This window comes from Amycolatopsis sp. NPDC098790 (assembly GCF_044759945.1).
In the GTDB taxonomy this organism is placed as follows: Bacteria; Actinomycetota; Actinomycetes; order Mycobacteriales; family Pseudonocardiaceae; genus Amycolatopsis.
On the sequence record NZ_JBIWAI010000002.1, the window covers coordinates 718,136 to 734,562 of the forward strand.

General features: G+C 70.7%; 16 protein-coding genes. 6 read left to right on the forward strand and 10 right to left on the reverse strand.

Annotated elements, in window-relative coordinates; translation table 11 throughout:
- The first annotated feature begins 29 nt into the window (after positions 1-29).
- Positions 30-542 carry a hypothetical protein gene (locus ACIQWX_RS16975; RefSeq protein WP_400871187.1) on the forward strand — a complete coding sequence of 171 codons (513 nt, stop codon included), beginning with the start codon at positions 30-32 and terminating at the stop codon, positions 540-542.
- A 34-nt stretch (positions 543-576) separates the two neighbouring features.
- Here ACIQWX_RS16975 and ACIQWX_RS16980 read toward each other — a convergent pair whose 3' ends face one another.
- From ACIQWX_RS16980 to ACIQWX_RS17005, 6 genes are read right to left on the reverse strand one after another with little or no spacing between them, the layout of a single operon-like run.
- Entirely contained in the window at positions 577-1,323 is a 747-nt protein-coding gene (locus ACIQWX_RS16980; RefSeq protein ID WP_400871190.1) for an SDR family NAD(P)-dependent oxidoreductase, read from the reverse strand.
- Entirely contained in the window at positions 1,320-2,240 is a 921-nt protein-coding gene (locus ACIQWX_RS16985) for a 3-keto-5-aminohexanoate cleavage protein (protein ID WP_400871193.1), read from the reverse strand. Before ACIQWX_RS16985 ends, ACIQWX_RS16980 begins: the two co-directional genes overlap by 4 nt.
- A complete protein-coding gene (locus ACIQWX_RS16990; protein ID WP_400871196.1) occupies positions 2,240-3,079 on the reverse strand; it encodes an LLM class flavin-dependent oxidoreductase in 840 nt (279 codons plus the stop codon). Before ACIQWX_RS16990 ends, ACIQWX_RS16985 begins: the two co-directional genes overlap by 1 nt.
- Positions 3,076-3,846, reverse strand: a complete 771-nt coding sequence (locus ACIQWX_RS16995) for an HpcH/HpaI aldolase/citrate lyase family protein (protein ID WP_400871199.1) — start codon at positions 3,844-3,846, stop codon at positions 3,076-3,078. Before ACIQWX_RS16995 ends, ACIQWX_RS16990 begins: the two co-directional genes overlap by 4 nt.
- Positions 3,843-4,706 (reverse strand): hypothetical protein, encoded by an 864-nt coding sequence (locus tag ACIQWX_RS17000; protein WP_400871202.1) that lies wholly within the window; start codon positions 4,704-4,706, stop codon positions 3,843-3,845. Before ACIQWX_RS17000 ends, ACIQWX_RS16995 begins: the two co-directional genes overlap by 4 nt.
- A 12-nt stretch (positions 4,707-4,718) precedes the next feature.
- Positions 4,719-5,603 carry a DUF6282 family protein gene (locus tag ACIQWX_RS17005; protein WP_400871204.1) on the reverse strand — a complete coding sequence of 295 codons (885 nt, stop codon included), beginning with the start codon at positions 5,601-5,603 and terminating at the stop codon, positions 4,719-4,721.
- Positions 5,604-5,751: 148 nt separating this feature from the next.
- Between ACIQWX_RS17005 and ACIQWX_RS17010 the strand changes: the two genes are divergently transcribed.
- Both ACIQWX_RS17010 and ACIQWX_RS17015 read left to right on the forward strand, forming a co-directional pair.
- Positions 5,752-7,113, forward strand: a complete 1,362-nt coding sequence (locus ACIQWX_RS17010; RefSeq protein ID WP_400871207.1) for an MFS transporter — start codon at positions 5,752-5,754, stop codon at positions 7,111-7,113.
- Positions 7,114-8,121: a dihydroorotate dehydrogenase gene (locus ACIQWX_RS17015; RefSeq protein WP_400871210.1), complete on the forward strand. Its 1,008-nt coding sequence runs from the start codon at positions 7,114-7,116 to the stop codon at positions 8,119-8,121. It abuts the gene before it with no gap.
- Here the strand turns inward: ACIQWX_RS17015 and ACIQWX_RS17020 are convergent.
- On the reverse strand, positions 8,088-8,879 hold the full coding sequence (locus tag ACIQWX_RS17020) for an IclR family transcriptional regulator (RefSeq protein ID WP_400871213.1): 792 nt from the start codon (positions 8,877-8,879) through the stop codon (positions 8,088-8,090). The two genes, ACIQWX_RS17015 and ACIQWX_RS17020, sit on opposite strands and share 34 nt — an antisense overlap.
- Positions 8,880-9,080: 201 nt before the next feature.
- Between ACIQWX_RS17020 and ACIQWX_RS17025 the strand changes: the two genes are divergently transcribed.
- Genes ACIQWX_RS17025 through ACIQWX_RS17035 form a run of 3 tightly spaced genes read left to right on the forward strand, consistent with a single transcriptional unit; the run spans position 9,081 to position 14,554 of the window.
- Positions 9,081-10,874: an alpha-L-fucosidase gene (locus ACIQWX_RS17025; RefSeq protein WP_400871216.1), complete on the forward strand. Its 1,794-nt coding sequence runs from the start codon at positions 9,081-9,083 to the stop codon at positions 10,872-10,874.
- 9 nt (positions 10,875-10,883) lie between these two features.
- The gene (locus ACIQWX_RS17030) at positions 10,884-12,731 is read left to right on the forward strand and encodes a beta-N-acetylglucosaminidase domain-containing protein (protein ID WP_400871219.1); all 1,848 of its coding nucleotides are present in this window, start codon (positions 10,884-10,886) and stop codon (positions 12,729-12,731) included.
- A complete protein-coding gene (locus tag ACIQWX_RS17035) occupies positions 12,728-14,554 on the forward strand; it encodes a beta-galactosidase family protein (protein WP_400871222.1) in 1,827 nt (608 codons plus the stop codon). The genes ACIQWX_RS17030 and ACIQWX_RS17035 overlap by 4 nt, the downstream gene beginning before the upstream one ends.
- Here the strand turns inward: ACIQWX_RS17035 and ACIQWX_RS17040 are convergent.
- The 3 genes from ACIQWX_RS17040 to ACIQWX_RS17050 form a co-directional block, all read right to left on the reverse strand.
- Entirely contained in the window at positions 14,551-14,718 is a 168-nt protein-coding gene (locus tag ACIQWX_RS17040; protein ID WP_400871225.1) for a hypothetical protein, read from the reverse strand. The genes ACIQWX_RS17035 and ACIQWX_RS17040 overlap by 4 nt on opposite strands.
- Positions 14,719-14,775: 57 nt before the next feature.
- Positions 14,776-15,069 carry a hypothetical protein gene (locus ACIQWX_RS17045; RefSeq protein ID WP_400871228.1) on the reverse strand — a complete coding sequence of 98 codons (294 nt, stop codon included), beginning with the start codon at positions 15,067-15,069 and terminating at the stop codon, positions 14,776-14,778.
- 65 nt (positions 15,070-15,134) lie between these two features.
- Positions 15,135-16,331 (reverse strand): hypothetical protein, encoded by a 1,197-nt coding sequence (locus ACIQWX_RS17050; protein ID WP_400871231.1) that lies wholly within the window; start codon positions 16,329-16,331, stop codon positions 15,135-15,137.
- Between the last annotated feature and the right edge of the window lie 96 nt (positions 16,332-16,427).

A 16,427-nucleotide genomic window follows, 5' to 3' on the forward strand; every position in this document is an offset into this window, starting at 1 on the left:
CCTCCGGAATCGTCGGGCATCCTCCGTGCATGGCCGTCGTCGTGTCGTTCATCGCGGTGCTGCTCAGCACGTTCGTGTTCGTCTACAACCGGCGGACTTCCCGCCGGGACCTGCTGTTGAACGCGCATGAGAAGCAGCTGGTCCCCGAGAACCAGCACGGCCGGCGAGTCGTCTTCGAGCTGCGCGAGACCGGGGAGTCTCCCGAAGCTCTGTCAGCCGACGATTTCCGGTCGGCAAACCACGCGCTGGCGTCCCTCAACATGCTGGGCTTCCTGTGCTGCCGCCGGTACGTCTCGATGTCCGATGCGATCGCGTTGTGGGGACTGACTGTCGTTCGAATCGTCGATGCCGCCGAGGAGTCCGGTTTCTTGGCCTTGCGTGACTCCCAGCAGGAGGGAACGCCGGTCTGGCCTTACCTTCGCGAGTTCGCGCTGATCGCGCGCGCTCGGTCGCGTTTGTACTTGAACCCGTTGCGAGTAGCCGGCATCCGGCGGCGGCCCCGGTTCAAGGTGCCAATCCCGCCGGTTGCTGACGAGGCGTAGCCGGGTGGCGGGGCTTGGCCACCACCCGGCGGGACTACGCCGTGAAGCCGCCGTCGACCGGGACCACCACTCCGCTCAAGTGGCTCGCCCGGTCGCTCAGCAGGAACGCCGCCGTCGAGCCCACTTCCGTTCCCGTGCCCGCCTTGCGCAACGGCGTCGCCGCGATCCGGGCCTCCACCCCGCCCGGGATCGTGCGGCGCAGCTCGTCCAGCATCGGTGTTTCCGTCGGGCCCGGGGCCAGCACGTTGACCCGGATGCCCAGCGGCCCGAAGTCGTGGGCGGCCGTGCGGGTCAGGCCGATCACCGCGTGCTTCGTCGCCTGGTACGCGCCCATGCCCGGGCTGCCGCGCAGGCCGCCGATGCTGCTCACGTTCACGATCGAGCCCGATCCCTGCTTCTCCATCACCGCGACCTCCGCCCGCAGGCACAGCCACGTGCCCTTGACGTTCACCGCCATGATCCGGTCGAAGTCCTCTTCGGACACCTGGTCGAGCCGGCCGCCGCCGCCCATCGCCGCGTTGTTGAACGCGCCGTCGAGGCGGCCGAAGCGGGACACCGTCGCCGAAACGAAAGCGTCCACATCGGACGCCGAAGACACATCGCCCGTCGTGTAAGCGACGTCGTGGTCGGAAAGCTCCGCCGCCAATTTGGCCAACGGTTCTTCGTTCCGGGCCACCAGCATCACCGAAGCACCGTCCGAAGCGAACACCCGCGCGGCGTCCGCGCCGATGCCCGAACTGGCCCCGACGACCAGGACCACCTTGCCCGTCAGCAAGCTCATGCCGTTCCTCCTCGCAGTGCCAGCATCGCGCGCGCGTCGGCCGGGGTGGCGATCGGCTTGCCCAGATCCTCCACCACCGCCCGGATCTTCCGGACCTGCTGGGCGTTGCTCTCCGCGAGCCGCCCCTTGCCGATCCACAGGCTGTCCTCCAGGCCGACCCGCACGTGCCCGCCGAGCCACGCGCTGTGCGTGCCGAAGCCGATCTGGTCGCGGCCCGCGGCGAACGCCGAAAACGCGTAGTCGTCGCCAAACAGCTTGTCCGCGATGCGCACCATGTGTTCCAGGTTCGCGTGGTCGGCGCCGATCCCGCCCAGGACGCCGAACACGCCCTGGATCAGCAACGGCGGTTTTGCCAGGCCCAGCTCCACGAAGTACGCCAGTGAGTACAGGTGCCCGATGTCGTAGCACTCGTACTCGAACCGCGTCCCGGACTCGCCGAGCGTCCGCAGCGTGTGCTCGATCTTGTCGAACGTGTTCACGAACGGATGGGAGTAAGTGTTGAGCACGTACGGCTTTTCCCAGTCGTGCTTCCACTCCGTCACCTTGTCGGCGATGCCCGAGTAGACGAAGTTCATCGACCCCATGTTCATCGACGCGAGCTCCGGCCGCAGCCGGTAGGCGGCCGCGAGCCGTTCGTCCATGGTCATCGACGACGCGCCACCGGTGGTGATGTTGATGACGGCGTCGGACTCCGCGGTGATCCGCCCGACGATCTTCTCGAACACGTCGGGGTCGGGCGTCGGCCGGCCGTCCGGCTCACGGGCGTGCAGGTGGACGATCGCCGACCCGGCCTCGATCGCCTCCAAAGCGGCGTCGGCGACCTCGTCGGCGGACAGGGGCAGGTGCGGGCTCTGCGACGGGATGTTCACCGAGCCCGTGATCGCGGTGGTGATGATGACTTTCTCGGCCGTGCGCATCAGTTTTCCTCCAAGGCGAGGGCCCGGTAGGCGTCGAGCTTCGCGTCGTCGAGCGGGCCGACCAGCGTCAACGCGACCTGGGTGGCACCCGCGTCGTACTGCGCCCGCACCGCTTCCCGGACTTGCGAAGGCGTGCCGCAGGCGACGAGCGCGTCGACGAGCCGGTCGGATCCCGGCGGCGTGAGATCGGCGTCGGTGAAGCCGAGCCGCTTCAGCTTCGCGAGCTGGTGGGGGAGCGTCAGGTAGTAGGCGAGCCGGTCCCGGGCGACCTCGCGGGCGGCGGCGCGCGACCGGCCGACCACCGCCCACTGGACGACGGACAGGAACAGGTCCCCGACCGTCTCGCGCGCCCAGCGGGTGTGCTCCGGCGTGACGAGGAAGGTGATCAGCCCGTCGGCCCGCTCGGCCGCCAGCCGCGTGATCCCCTCCGAGTACGCGCCGAGCACCTTCGGCACCCCGGGCGCCACCTTGTCGACGCCGTCGAGGTACTCCCGCAGGAACGGCAGCGGCCCGACCCCGCGTTCGCGGACCGCGCCGCTGACCCCGAGCCCGAGCACGTACCGCCCGGGGTGGCCGGCGGCGAGGTCCCGCGCCGCCGAGCCCGCCGACTTCGGCACGCGCTCCAGGGCCCGCGCGACGCCGTTGCCGACGATCAAGGACGACGTCGACGCCAGGACCAGGGCCGCCGTCGTGAACGCCTCGCGGCCGTTGACCTCGGGAATCCAGACCATCCGGTGGCCGAACTCCTCGAGCGCCCGGACGAACCGGACGGCCCCGTCGTGGTCGAGGTCGTCCAGTTCGGCGATCGACAACGCCGTGCGCGGCAGGGAAAGCGTCATGAAGCCGCGTCCCGGAAGGCCGTGACGAGGCCGCGGGCGGCTTCGGCCAGCATCGTCGTGTCGTTGCTGAGCAGGACGAAATCGCAGCCGTCCCGGACCGCCCGCGCGGCCTTCTCCGGGGCCCCGCCGAACGCGAGCCCGCACTTCTTCCCGGCGTCGTGCGCGGCCGCGATCGCCGAGGCGACGAGGTCGAGCACGTCCGGCGACGCGGGCGTCGAGCCCATCGACATCGACAGGTCCGCCGCGCCGACGAACACGGCGTCCACTGTGTCCAGTGCGAGCATGTCCGGCGCGGCCTTGATCGCCTCGACGCTTTCCAGCTGTGGAATGCACAGCACGTCGTCGTTGCCTTCCGCGAGGTACTCCGCGTTCGGGCGCAGGCCCCACGAGCCCGCCCGGCTGGTGCCGCCGGCGCCGCGGACGCCGTGCGGCGGGAACCGGCACGCCCGCCCGACCGCCGCCGCCTCTTCGACCGTGTCGACGTGCGGGACGAGGATGCCCCTCGCGCCCGCGTCGAGGATCTTCTGGATCGTCGACGGTGTCTTGTCCGGCACGCGCACCAGCGGCGTCATGCCGAGCGCGGCCGCGGTGTTGATCAGCCGGTACGCCGTCACCAGGTCCAGAGGTGCGTGTTCCAGGTCGACGACGACGAAGTCGAAGCCGGCGAACGCCATGATCTCGGCCGGCTCGGTCGAGGCGATCTTGAGCCAGGTGCCCACGGGGGTGTGCGAGCGGGTGAACAACCCGCCGCCAGTGCGCGCGCTCACGGCATCGGGTAATCGTCGGCGTTCAGGACCCAGCCCGGTTTCTCCGAGAAGTCCACCCGCGGCGGGCTGAAGATGTCGATCAGCTGGTTCACGCCGGGGTCGCTCGCCGCGGAGGTGTGCACGGTCGGCGGCGGGATGACCGTCACCGACGGGCTGCCGATCCGCACGTGCTCGTCCTCCCGCCAGGTCGTGCTGTCGGGCAGCCACGGCGTGCGGATGTGGTGGACGTATTCCCCTTGCACGGCCAGGGAAAGCTGCTCGAAGTCGTCGTGGTGGTGCGGTGAGAGCTTGCGCGGGTCGCGCGGGCCGTCCTGCAGCGGCAGGAAGTTCACCATGAACGACCGCGTCCGGAAGATGCGGCCGAACCGCTTCGGGTCGTCCGGCACGTCCGACAGCGGGTAGAAGCGGACGCGCTCTTCGGCGGGCGCGGGCCAGCGCTCCAGCAGCGTGACGCGCGGGTGGTCCTGGGCGTACGCGTCCGCGTTGCCGACGCGATCCCGCCACGCCGGTTCGGTCGCTTCGACCAGCCGGACCAGCGGACCGTCGCCGTGCACGCTGATCCGGGAAGCGCCGGGCGGGACCACGACGAGCCCCGGCGAGTCCACTTTGGTCTCGCCACCGGCGGTGAGCACCGTGAACGCGGGGGAGGCGTCGGTGACGACGATCGCCAGCTCACCTTCCAGCGTCCCGTTGTCGAGGTCGTCGCCGTCGCGGGCGTCGGTGTGGACGAGGATGACGTTCTGCGCCCGCACGACCGGCGTCTCGCGCAGGTCGAGGTACTGCGCGGCGGTGATCGCGGCACCGCTGTCGGGCCGGGCCGCGGTGGCCAGGCCCGCGCGGGGGTCGTCCTTTTCGTACACGAGCGGGTCCTTTCAGGCGTCGAGGTTCAGCAGGTACGTCGGGTTGTCGCGGACCATCCGCCGCAGGTCCTTCTCCGGCAGGCCGAGATCGAGCAGCGCTTCACCGACGCGCAGCCACGCGTCGACCGGCTTCGGGTTGGCCTTCTGGCCGAAGTCCGACGCCAGCACCGTGTGCTCCGGGCCGAGCGCCTCGATCCAGGTCAGCAGGTTCTTCGGGTCCCACTTCTGCGTGCCTTCGGGGTCGTACATGCCGACCTCGTGCTCGATGAACGCGCCGAACTCGATCAGTTCGCGGCACAGCGCCGGGTCGGCGCCGATGACGAAGTCGGGGTGGCTGACGACCATCCGCTTCATCCCGCGTTCGTGGGCCTCCTGGAACAGCGTCTTGATGTACTCGGGGTACATGTGCCCGCCGTTGAGGACGGCCCGCTGCTCCTTGATCTCGTCGAGGATCTCGAGCGCCTCGGGCTTGAGCGCGCCTTCGCCGTCGACGATGTCGATGCGTTCCAGCGTCAGCGGGACGGTCGTGGTCGGGAAGGCGCCGTCCTCGGGGTGGCAGTCGATGTGCCGGCCGGAGGAGATGGTCGGGAACCAGACGACCTTGCCGCCCATCCGCAGGGTCATCCGCACGGCGTGCACGTTGAGGCCGCCGACCGTGCTGTTCAGCGCGATGCCGCCGAAGGCCTGCGCCTTGACGCCTTCGAGGCGGCCCTTCATGGCCAGGATGTCCATCTGGGTGTTGTGGTGGTGGGACTTCGCGACCATGGCGCGCATCCCGATGCGCGCGCCGTCCTGCGCGGCCTCGACGTGATCGAAGCGCCGGGGGAACGGGCTCGGGCCGGAGTGGACGTGCATGTCGACCAGGCCGTCCAGGACGGCGGCGATGGCGGGGCTCATCAGCGTGCCTCTCGTTCGCATTATGAAGTCAAAGTTCACTATAAGACCGGCTGTCAACCCTGTGACCGCTCTTGTATTCACGGTTGGCGGTATTTAGAGTGTCTGACGTTCGCTTCGTGAACACTAGGTTCGAAAACGGAGGACGCCGATGTCCACACCGCCCGACGCCGCGGAGGCGGCCGTTCGCCCCGGCACCCCGCACGGCCCGGACCCCGCGAAGGTGCGCGCCGCGGTCCGCGGCGGAACGCTCGCCTACTTCGTCGACCAGTTCGACATCTACCTGCCGATCGTCGTGCTGGCGCCGGCCACCGCGTACTTCCAGGCCGCGAACCTGAGCGCGAGCACGACGGCCCTGCTGGCGTCCCTGGTGTTCGCCTCGACGCTGATCGGGCGCCCGCTCGGCGCGGTCATCTTCGGCCACTTCGCCGACACGGTCGGGCGCAAGCGCACAACGCTGGTCGCGGTCGGCGGGTTCGGCACGATCACGCTGCTGACCGCGTGCCTGCCCGGGCACGAGACGATCGGGATGTGGTCGGTCGGCATCCTCATCGCGCTGCGGTTCGTCGACGGGATCTTCCTCGGCGGCGAGTACACGACGGCGGTGCCGCTGGCGATGGAGTGGAGCCCGAAGCACAAGCGCGGCCTCTACGCCTCGATCATCACGTCGACCTCGCCCGCCGCGTACGCGGTGATCGCCGCGCTCACCCTGCTGATGCTGCAGCTGCTGCCCGCCGCGGGTCTGCACAGCGCGTACGTGCAGTGGGGCTGGCGGATCCCGTTCTTCGTCGGCGCGTTGCTGGCCGCGGTGCTGTTCCGCTACTACCTCAAGCAGGTCCACGAGCCCCCGGCCCAGCTGACCGGCGAAAAGCACAAGCTCCCGTTCGTCCGGCTGCTGAAGAAGTACCCGCGGGCGCTGGGGCAGGTGTTCGTCCTGATGACCGGCACGTGGCTCGCGACCAACATGGAAGCCGCCGTGACGCCGGCGCAGCTGAAGGCGCACCTGGAGCTGTCCAGCAAAGAGGTCACGCTGACGATGCTGGTGATCAACGCGTCCGCGGCGCTGTCGTACCCGCTGTTCGGCATGCTGTCGCAGCGCATCGGGCGACGGCCGTTCTACATCGGCTACGGCCTGGCGATGGTCGTGCTCGGCGCTGGTTCGTACACGCTGCTGATGGCCTCGGACGGCGGTTTCGGCGCGGCGCTCGGGTTCGGCGTGCTGATCGGCGTGTTCACGGTGGGCACGTTCGGCCCGATCGCGGCGTACCTGACCGAGCGGTTCCCGGCCAGCATCCGGTCGACCGGTTACGGCGTCGGCTACAGCCTCGCGCTCATCGCGCCGGCGTTCTACCAGTTCTACCTGCAGCAGTTCGACGGGTTCATGCCGGCGCACCTGGCTCCCGGTGTCCTGATCGTCCTGGCGGGCCTGCTGATCAGCCTGGGCGGGTTCCTCGGCCCGGAGACGAAGGACGTCGACATGGCCGACGACAGCACGATCCCGAAACTGTCCTGAATGGACGTCGGGGGACTGGCCACCGCCAACCCGGTGTGGGTCGGCTCCTCGGAGCTGACCATGACCCTCGACGGGATCACCGCGTGCATCGATGCGGGCGCCGGGGCGGTGGTGGCCAAGTCGGTGAACGAAAGTGCCGCCGCCCGGGCGCAGCTGGCGATCGCGGACTACGCGTTCGTTTCCGTGGACGGCGAGGTGCGGCCGCCGGGCACGGGCCGGCCGGGTGACGGCCTGCTCAACCGGTCCGGGCTGGCGGCCGTGGACCTCGACGAGTGGGTGTCGATGTTGGCCGCGGCGGTGGCGCACGGCACGTCCCGCGGCTGTCCGGTGATCGGCAGCATCACCCTCGGCGACCCGGCCGCGGCCGGGCAGATCGGCCGGGCGTTGGCTGCGGTGGTGCCGGCGGTCGAGCTGAACATCGGCGCCCCGCACGGCCGCGAGGGCCGCGCGGTGCGGCAACTGACCGAAGTGGACGGTGTGGCCGACGCGGTGCGGACCGTGCGGGCGGCCGTCGACGTCCCGTTGTTCGTGAAGCTGCCGGGCCAGGCGTCGGACGTCGTCGCGCTGGCCCGTGCGGCTCGTTCGGCGGGCGCGGACGCGGTCGGGCTGGTCGGCCGGTACCCGGGTTTCCTTCCCGACCTGTCGGGTGGCGCGGTGCTGGGATCGTGGGGCGCGTGGAGTTCACCGGGGTGCCTGCCGATGAGCCTCTACTGGGTGGGCAAGGCTTTCCAACAGCTCGACGTGCCTCTGATAGGAACGAACGGCGCCCGCACGGCGGCCGACGTCCGGCGGTTCCTCGCCGCGGGCGCGCGGGCCGTCGAAGTCGTGACGGCGTTGTGGACCGGCGGTCCCGCCGTGCTCCGGGAGCTGGTCGACGGAGTCGCCGGGGTGTCCGATGATTTCGTGGGGAGCGCGTTGGCCGGGACGCGGGAGTACGCGGACGTCGTGCCGCTGCCGTCGCCGGCGTGGCTGCCCTACACCGCGCGCTGGAGGTCGTCGGGCCGGTAGTGCCCGCCCAGCTCGAGAGTCAACTCGCGCGCGGTGTCGACCACGACCCGCAGCTCGGGCGTGTCGTCGCCCATCGACAGCGTGTTGTCCGGGCCCACGATCGCCATCGTCGCGCAGATGCCGTACTCGTCGAAGACCGGGGCCGCCACCGCCACTATCCCCGGCGTGCTCATCGCCGAACAGTGGCCGACTTCGCGGACTCGGTCGACGTCGGCGCGCAGCTCGTCGCGCGCGGTGCCGGACAGGTTGCCGATCAGCCGTTCCATCGACAGCTGGTCGGCGTGGTAGGCGAGGAACACCTTGCTCTGCGCGGTGTCCAGCGGCAGGTGGCTGCCCACCCGCACGGACACGATGACGATCGTCGAGGCGTTCTCCTCCACCCGCGAGACCACCGGCCCGGTGAGGCCCCACAGGCTCAGCACGACGCTGGTCTGCGTCGCGCGCGAGAGCGCCTGCATGTGCCGCGGCGCGAGGTTGACCACGCGGCGGTGCCCGATGGCGAACGCGCCGAGCTGCAGCAGCAGCCCGCCGGGCACGTACCCGCCGTCGTTGCTGCGCTCCAGGAGACCGGCCGCGACCAGGGACGTGCAGTACCGGTACGCCGTCGTGCGGTTGAGGCCGAGCCGCTCGGCGACCTCGGCGGCGGTGACCTCGGGCGTCGCGGGCTCGAACAGCGACAGGATCTGGCTGACCCGGCTCACCGCCTGGATGTCCGCCTGGTCCGCGCGGGCGTCCGGGGACCGCGTCGGTTTGGTCACGGGAGCCTCCGCCGAAGTCCGGTACCGCTGTTCGAATGGTGAACACAGGCTACCGGACCCCACGCGGGTTGCCGCTCCACGACATTCGTTGTCACTTCGTCAGGTCTAGACATCCGATGGCTGGCCGACCTAGTCTGGCGATCGTCCACCCCGTCTCGCCGCCGCCGGGTTCGTGGCCGCGGTCCGCCACGAGGGAGCACCATGCCGATCCGCGCTCTCGTCTTCGCCGCCATCGCCGCCGTCTCGGCGACGCTACCTGCGGTTTCTTCGGCCGCTGCGGCCGACGCGTGCAGCGGGCCGATCCGGCCCGCCACCATCATGACCGTCCAGGCGTGCGACAGCCCGAGCCGGATCGTCGCCAAGGCCGCCGCCGTCGTCCCCCGGAAAGGTCAGCTCGCCTGGCAGCAACGGCCGGTCACCGCGTTCACGCACTTCGGGATGAACACCTTCACCGACCGCGAATGGGGCTCCGGCGCGGAGAAGGAGGCCGTGTTCGACCCGCCGGCCGTCGACACCGCCCAGTGGATGCGGTCGCTGAAGGCCGCCGGCGTCACGCAGGTGATGCTCACCGCCAAGCACCACGACGGCTTCGTCCTCTACCCGACGCGCTACACCAACCACTCCGTCGTCGCGAGCCCGTGGTGCGCGGCGCCGGCCCGGGACGCGGCCGAGGCCGGCCGCGCGCAGGACCCCTCGGCGTACTGGCAGACGCGGGCCGAGTGCACCAACCCGCGTAGCGACGTCCTGCGCGACTACGTCGATTCGGCGCGCGCGGCCGGGCTCAAGGTCGGCGTCTACCTGTCACCCGCCGACGGCGCCGAGCTGCCGAAGCAGTTCTTCGCCGACGAAGTGCGGCGGATCGAGGCCAAGGTCGCCGCCGGACAGCCGTTGAGCATCGAAGAACAGGCCACCTACGAAGACCGCGCGAGCGCGCCGCAGGGCCAAGGCCGCTACGGCACGAACAGCGCGGTCACCCGCCGGACCATCCCGACGCTGGTGCCGCACGACGACCGCGCGGCCGCGCTCGCCGCCGGGAAGCTGCCGCGGTTCACCGTCGACGAGGACGACTACAACACCTACTACCTCAACCAGCTCTACGAGCTGTTCACCCAGTACGGCCCGATCGACGAGCTGTGGCTCGACGGCGCCAACCCGTGGCGCGATCACGGGATCAGCGAAACCTACGACTTCACCACGTGGTTCAAGCTGATCCACGCGCTGTCGCCGGACACCGTCACCTTCGCCGGGCCCGCCGGCGTGCGCTGGGTCGGCAACGAGGCCGGGCAGGCGCGCGAGACCGAGTGGAGCCCGCTGCCGACGACCGGCGACCCGAACACCGCGCACAACGAGGAGCTGTTTGTCGGCGGCGCCACCGCGGCCGACCTCGGGTCCCGGCAGAAGCTGGCCGACCCGTCGGTGCGGTACCTGCAGTGGGCACCCGCCGAGTCCGACGTCTCGATCCGGCCCGGCTGGTTCTACCACCCCGACGAGCAGCCGAAATCCAGCGCGCAGCTGGTCGACCTCTACCGTCGCACGGTCGGGCGGAATTCGTCGCTGCTGCTCAACGTCCCGCCCGGCCCGGACGGCCGGATCGCGCCCGCCGACGCCGCCGCGCTGGCCGGCTTCGGCGGGGCGATCGCCCGGACGCAGGGCCGCAACCTCGCGGCCGGCGGTCCCGCGGCGGTCACGGACTCCTCGCTCACCACGGCGGAACGGCTGGACCGCCCGCTCGACGTCCGGCTGCCGCGGCCGGTCACGGTCGACCAGATCCGGCTCGGCGAGGACATCACGCGCGGCCAGCACGTGGAAGGCGCGCTCGTGCAGGCCGAGATCGGCGGCACCTGGCAGACCCTCGCCACGGTGACCACGATCGGCTACACCCGCCTGGTCACGCTGCCCGCGCCGGTGACCGCCCGGCACTTCCGCGTCGTCGTCACGCAGTCCCGCGCCACGCCGTACCTGGCCACCTTCGCGCTGTACCGCACCGCCGTCTGAAAGGGAGCCATGATCCGAGCCCTGTTCGCCGCCGTCGTCACGGTGGCCGCCACCCTCACCGTCACCGGATCCGCTGCCGCAACCGGCGCGCTCCCCGTCGTTTCACCCACCCCGCAGCAGATCAGCCGGACGTCCGCGGACGTGCCGCTGCCGTCGTCGGTCGCGCTCGTCACCGACGCCGGCACCGACCCGGCGGCGAAGGACCTGCTGACGTCGTTGTTGCGCGACCACGGCGTCAAGGTGGGTGGCCACGGCCTGGTCGTCCGGCTCGGCGGTGCCGGGAAAGACGTTCCGGAGCAGGCCGAGGGCTACGCCTTGCGCGTGTCGCGCGCGGGCATCACCATCGGCGGCCGCGACGGCGCCGGCCAGTACTACGGCGTGCAGACGCTGCGGCAGCTGTTCGTCCGAAGTGGACACGGCTGGGCCGTGCGGGGCGCGACCGTGCGCGACTGGCCGAACATGGCCCTGCGCGGGTCGATCGAAGGCTTCTACGGTCCACCGTGGACGACCGCCGACCGGCTGCGGCAGCTCGCGTTCCTCGGCGAGGTCAAGGCCAACACCTACATCTACAGCGCCAAGGACGACGCCTACCTGCGCGCGAAGTGGCGTGACCCGTACCCCGCCGACGAGCTGGGCACGCTCGGGCAGCTCGTCCGGTCGGCCGCGGCGCACCACGTCGAGTTCACCTACGCGCTGTCGCCGGGCGTCTCGATCTGCTTCTCGTCGCCGTCCGACGTCGCGGCGGTCGAGGCGAAGTTCCAGTCGGTGTACGACCTCGGGGTCCGGTCGTTCTCGCTGCCCTTCGACGACATCTCGTACACGAAGTGGAACTGCGACGCCGATCAGGCCGCCTTCGGCACGCCCGGCCAGGCCGCCGCGGGCACCGCGCAGGTGTCGCTGCTCAACACCATCACCGAGCGGTTCGTGACGACCCACGACGGCGTCCGTCCACTCCAGACGGTACCGACCGAGTACAGCGACCTGAAGGACTCGCCGTACAAGACCGAGCTGCGCGAGCACCTCGACCCGTCGGTGGTCGTGCAGTGGACCGGGACCGACGTCGTCCCGCCGAGCGTCACCACCGACGAGGCCGCGCAGGTGTCCACTGTGTACGGACGCAAGGTGTTCCTCTGGGACAACTACCCGGTCAACGACTACGGCCAGTCCGCCGGGCGCCTGCTGCTCGCGCCCTACGCCCAGCGCGAGGCCGGGCTGTCGCGGTACCTGAACGGGATCGTCTCGAACCCGATGAACCAGGAGGCGGCGAGCGAGGTGGCCGAGTTCGGCGCGGCGGACTTCGCGTGGAACGACGCCGGCTACTCACCGGCACGCTCGTGGCCCCAGGCCCTCACCCGCCTCGCGGGCGGCGACCCCCGCGCGACGGCGGCGTTGACGGTGTTCGCCGACCTGGAACACCTGGCGCCGACGTTCGGCCCCACGCCGTGGCAGCCGCAGGCGCCGGTCCTCGCCGCGAAGGCCGCTGCCTTCTGGCAGCGCTGGAACGCGGGGGACCACCGCGCGCTTGCCGGCTTGCGCGCGTACGCGGTCCGGATCCGCGACGCCGCCGGCGTCATCCGCGGCGGCCGGGTGCAGGCCGCGTTCGTCACCGACGCCGGGCCCTGGCTGGACGCCACGGCGCTGTGGGGCGACGCCTTCGTGACGCGGCTCGACGCCCTCGCCGCGGCTTCCCGGGGTGACCACGCCCGGGCTTCGCGGCTCACCGCTCGGGCCGACGACCTGGTCACCCGGGCGACGGCGGTCAAGACCGGCAACACGAACCGCTGGGGCATCCACCAAGCCCTGGTCGGCGACGGTGTCCTCGACACCCTGCTGGTCCGGCTTCGGGAGCAGTCATGACGGCATTGAGCAGGCGGACCTTCCTCGGCGCGGCGACGGCGATCACGGCGGGCGCGGTGCTCGCCGGCCCGGCGGGCGCGGCCGGCCGGCGCGGCCTGAGCGTGTCCGGCGAACAGTTCCTGCTGGACGGCAAGCCGTTTCGGATCGTGTCGGGTGCGATCCACTACTTCCGCATCCACCCGGACCAGTGGCGCGACCGGCTCCTCAGGCTGAAGGCGCTGGGGCTGAACACGATCGAGACGTACGTGCCCTGGAACTTCCACCAGCCCCGGCCGGGCCGCGCGGACTTCAGCGGGTGGCGGGACCTGCCCGCGTTCGTCCGGCTCGCGGGCGACCTCGGGTTCCCGGTGATCGTCCGCCCCAGCCCGTACATCTGCGCGGAGTGGGAGTTCGGCGGCCTGCCGTCGTGGCTGCTGGCGGACCGGAACCTGGAGCTGCGCTGCGCGGACCCGGCGTACCTCAAGGCCGTCGACGCCTGGTACGACCAGCTGATCCCGCGCCTGGCGCCCCTGGAGGCCCAGCACGGCGGCCCGATCGTGGCGGCGCAGATCGAGAACGAGTACGGCAGCTACGGCAACGACACGAGCTACCTCGCCCACCTGCGCGACGGCCTGCGCGGTCGTGGGATGACGAGCTTGCTGTTCGCGGCCGACGGCGCGTCCGAGTTCTTCATGCGCTTCGGTTCCCTGCCGGGCACCCTCGAAGTCGGGACCGGCGACGGCGACCCGGCGCCCAGTGTGGCGGCGATGAAGCAGTTCCAGCCGGGCAAACCGGTCATGATGGCCGAGTACTGGGACGGCTGGTTCGACCACTGGGGCGAGCGGCACAACACGCGCGACCCGGCCCAGATGGCGTCCTATGTGGACAATCTGCTGGCCACCGGTGCGTCGGTGAACCTGTACATGGCCTGCGGCGGAACGAACTTCGGCTTCACGAGCGGCGCGAACACCTCGGGTACTACCTACCAGCCGACGGTGACCAGCTACGACTACGACTCGCCGGTCGGCGAAGCCGGTGACCTCGGCGCCAAGTTCGCCGCGCTTCAGCCGGTCCTGCGGAAGTACACGAACGTCACGGCCCCGGCGCCGGCTCCGTCCCCTCGGTTGCCCGCGCAGACGTTGACCGCGTCGGGTGCGGTGTCGCTGCTGGACTCGCTCCCGGTGCTGTCGAGGCCGGTCCGGTCGGCCCAGCCGGTCCCGATGGAACGGCTCGGCCAGGCGACCGGGCTGATCCACTACCGGACCACGGTCCAGGGTCCGCACTCCGGCCCGCTGAGCATCCACGGCCTGGCCGACCGGGCGTCGGTGTTCGCCGACGGCGCGTTCCTGGGCGTGCTGGACCGCAACCAGCCGGCCGGCACGCTCGACCTGAAGCTGACGAAACCGTCGACCCGGCTGGACATCCTGGTGGACGCCATGGGCCGGGTGAACTACGGCCCGTACCTGGCGGACCGCAAGGGCATCGACGGCTGGGTGGCGATGAGCACGCAGCAGAAGCTGTTCGGCTGGGAGATCCGCCCGCTGCCGCTGGACGACCTGTCGGGGTTGCGGTTCACGGGCATCAAGGCGGAGGGGCCGATGTTCCACCGCTTCTCCGCCGAGATCACGGCTCCCGAAGACGGCTTTCTCGCCCTGCCCGGCTGGGAGAAGGGAATCGTCTGGCTCAACGGCTTCACCCTCGGCCGCTACTGGAAGATCGGTCCTCAGCGGACGTTGTACGCGCCGAAGCCGTTGTGGCGCCGGGGCGCGAACTCGATCGTCGTCCTCGAGCTGCACCAGCCCGGGACGACGATCGAGCTGCGGCCTGAGGCCGACCTGGGCTAGCCGGCGAAGCCCACGTACAGGAAGGCCAGCACCGAACCCGGCCCGACGAGCAGGCAGATGCCCAGCCCGCCGAGCAGGGGCTCGTCGTCCCGGTACATCTTCACCATCAACCCGACGGCGACGGCGAAGGCGGCGAGCAAAAGCGTCAACAACACAACGGACACGGGATTTCCTTCGCGCAGCAGTGAACACGGCGCCGGACATGGCGCCGTGGAACGGGTTCAGCTCGCGAAGGCAGGTGGAGCGCGGGTGGACCGCGAAGTCGGGACGACGACGGCCCGGAGCGCTTCGCCGGGCAGTTCGGCACGCCACCACTTCGGGGCGGGCGCGCCGGTCGACGCGGACGGCGTGAGCGCCCACGGGACCGGGGTGGTGGCGGGGCCGCGCGGGACGGCGGGCCGGACCGAGACGAGGTCGTGCGACGGTGCCGTGGCCACCGCCGGGCCGTCGGGGGCCGACGACCACGCGGGGACAACGGGGGTGCCGCTGAAGAACAGCAGGACGGCAAGAAGCAACCCGAGGCGGCGGTACCGCCCCGGGTTGCTCAGCTGTCCGAATCGTCCGATGTGGTCAGGCTACCTCAGCCACCGCCGTAGGTGGCCTGGGTGACCGCGAAGACGTTGCGGCTGCCCGCGCCCTCCTGCAGCGACCACAGCAGGTCGGCGGCGGTGTCGTCCTCCCAGTAGGACAGGCTTTCGCCGCTGCCCACCCAGGCGAACGTCGACGGACCGGCCGTCGGCGTCCAGTAGTAGAGCTGCTTCGAGCCGGACGAGTTGAACCACCAGCGCCCGTTGTGCGACGCCACGCCGTTGAGCTTGTACCACGGCAGCTGCAGCGCCTGGCTCGCCGTCGTCGCCGCCGCGAACGTGCCGGACGACGCGAACGGGTAGCGGATCGCCCGCGGCGCGCGGTTCGGGTAGTCCGTGCAGCCGGAGGAGCACGTGTACTCCGTCATCACGATCGACTTGCTGACCCGGTCGAGCGAGATCGACGACCACGCGAGGTTCGTGCCGGACGTCGTCTTCGACGTGATCGAGCCCACCTGCGGCAGGACGTACGCGTAGTTGTGGGCGTAGTACGTGCTGCCGCTCTGGTGCCCGATCTGGTCGGCCGTGCCGCCGGTGTTCGTCTTCAGGATCTTGCGCATGTCGAAGATCCGCATGCCCTTGCCGGTGTCGGCGACGTAGAGGTAGTCGCCGTACCAGGAGACGCCGCCGGCGTGGATCGGGATGTCCTTGAAGTCCGGGGCCGCCGCCGTGCCGGTCGGCTCGACCAGCAGCACCTTGCGGTACTTGTTCGGGTAGGTGGCGTCCCAGTCGACCAGCGTGATGCGGCTGCGGCTCTGGCCGCCGTCGCAGCCGTCCTTGGTGTACCAGCTGACCACGACGAGCTGGTGCCCGTCGTAGTTGCCGCTGTTGGCGGTGCCGACCGCGTCCCGGCTGGTCGTGATGCCCTGCGGGTAGTTGGTGCAGTCGGAGTTGTCGCCGCTGTCGAACCGGAACCCGGTCGACAGGCCGGCGACGGAGAACGACGACGGCAGCGCCGTGCGGTCGTGGTTCGCGTTGTCCATGACCGTGTGCACGGCCGCGGTGCCCAGCGTCGAGACGAGCGCCGAATTGACGGCGTCGAACTGGTTGTAGTTCGCGGTCAGGGTGTACTGCGAGGCGGGCAGGGTGGTCGGCCCGGCCGCGGCGAGGGCCGCCGGAGGCGCGGCGACCAGGCTCGCGAGGACGCCCGCCCCGACCACGGCGTTCAGCAATCGGTGGCGCAATGACATGAGACCCCCAGTAGTCCGATCAATGCCCGGAACACGGTAGAACCGGGCGGGGTGAATGGGCAACGGCTTCTCGATGAAAAGGGGAAGATCTTTTCG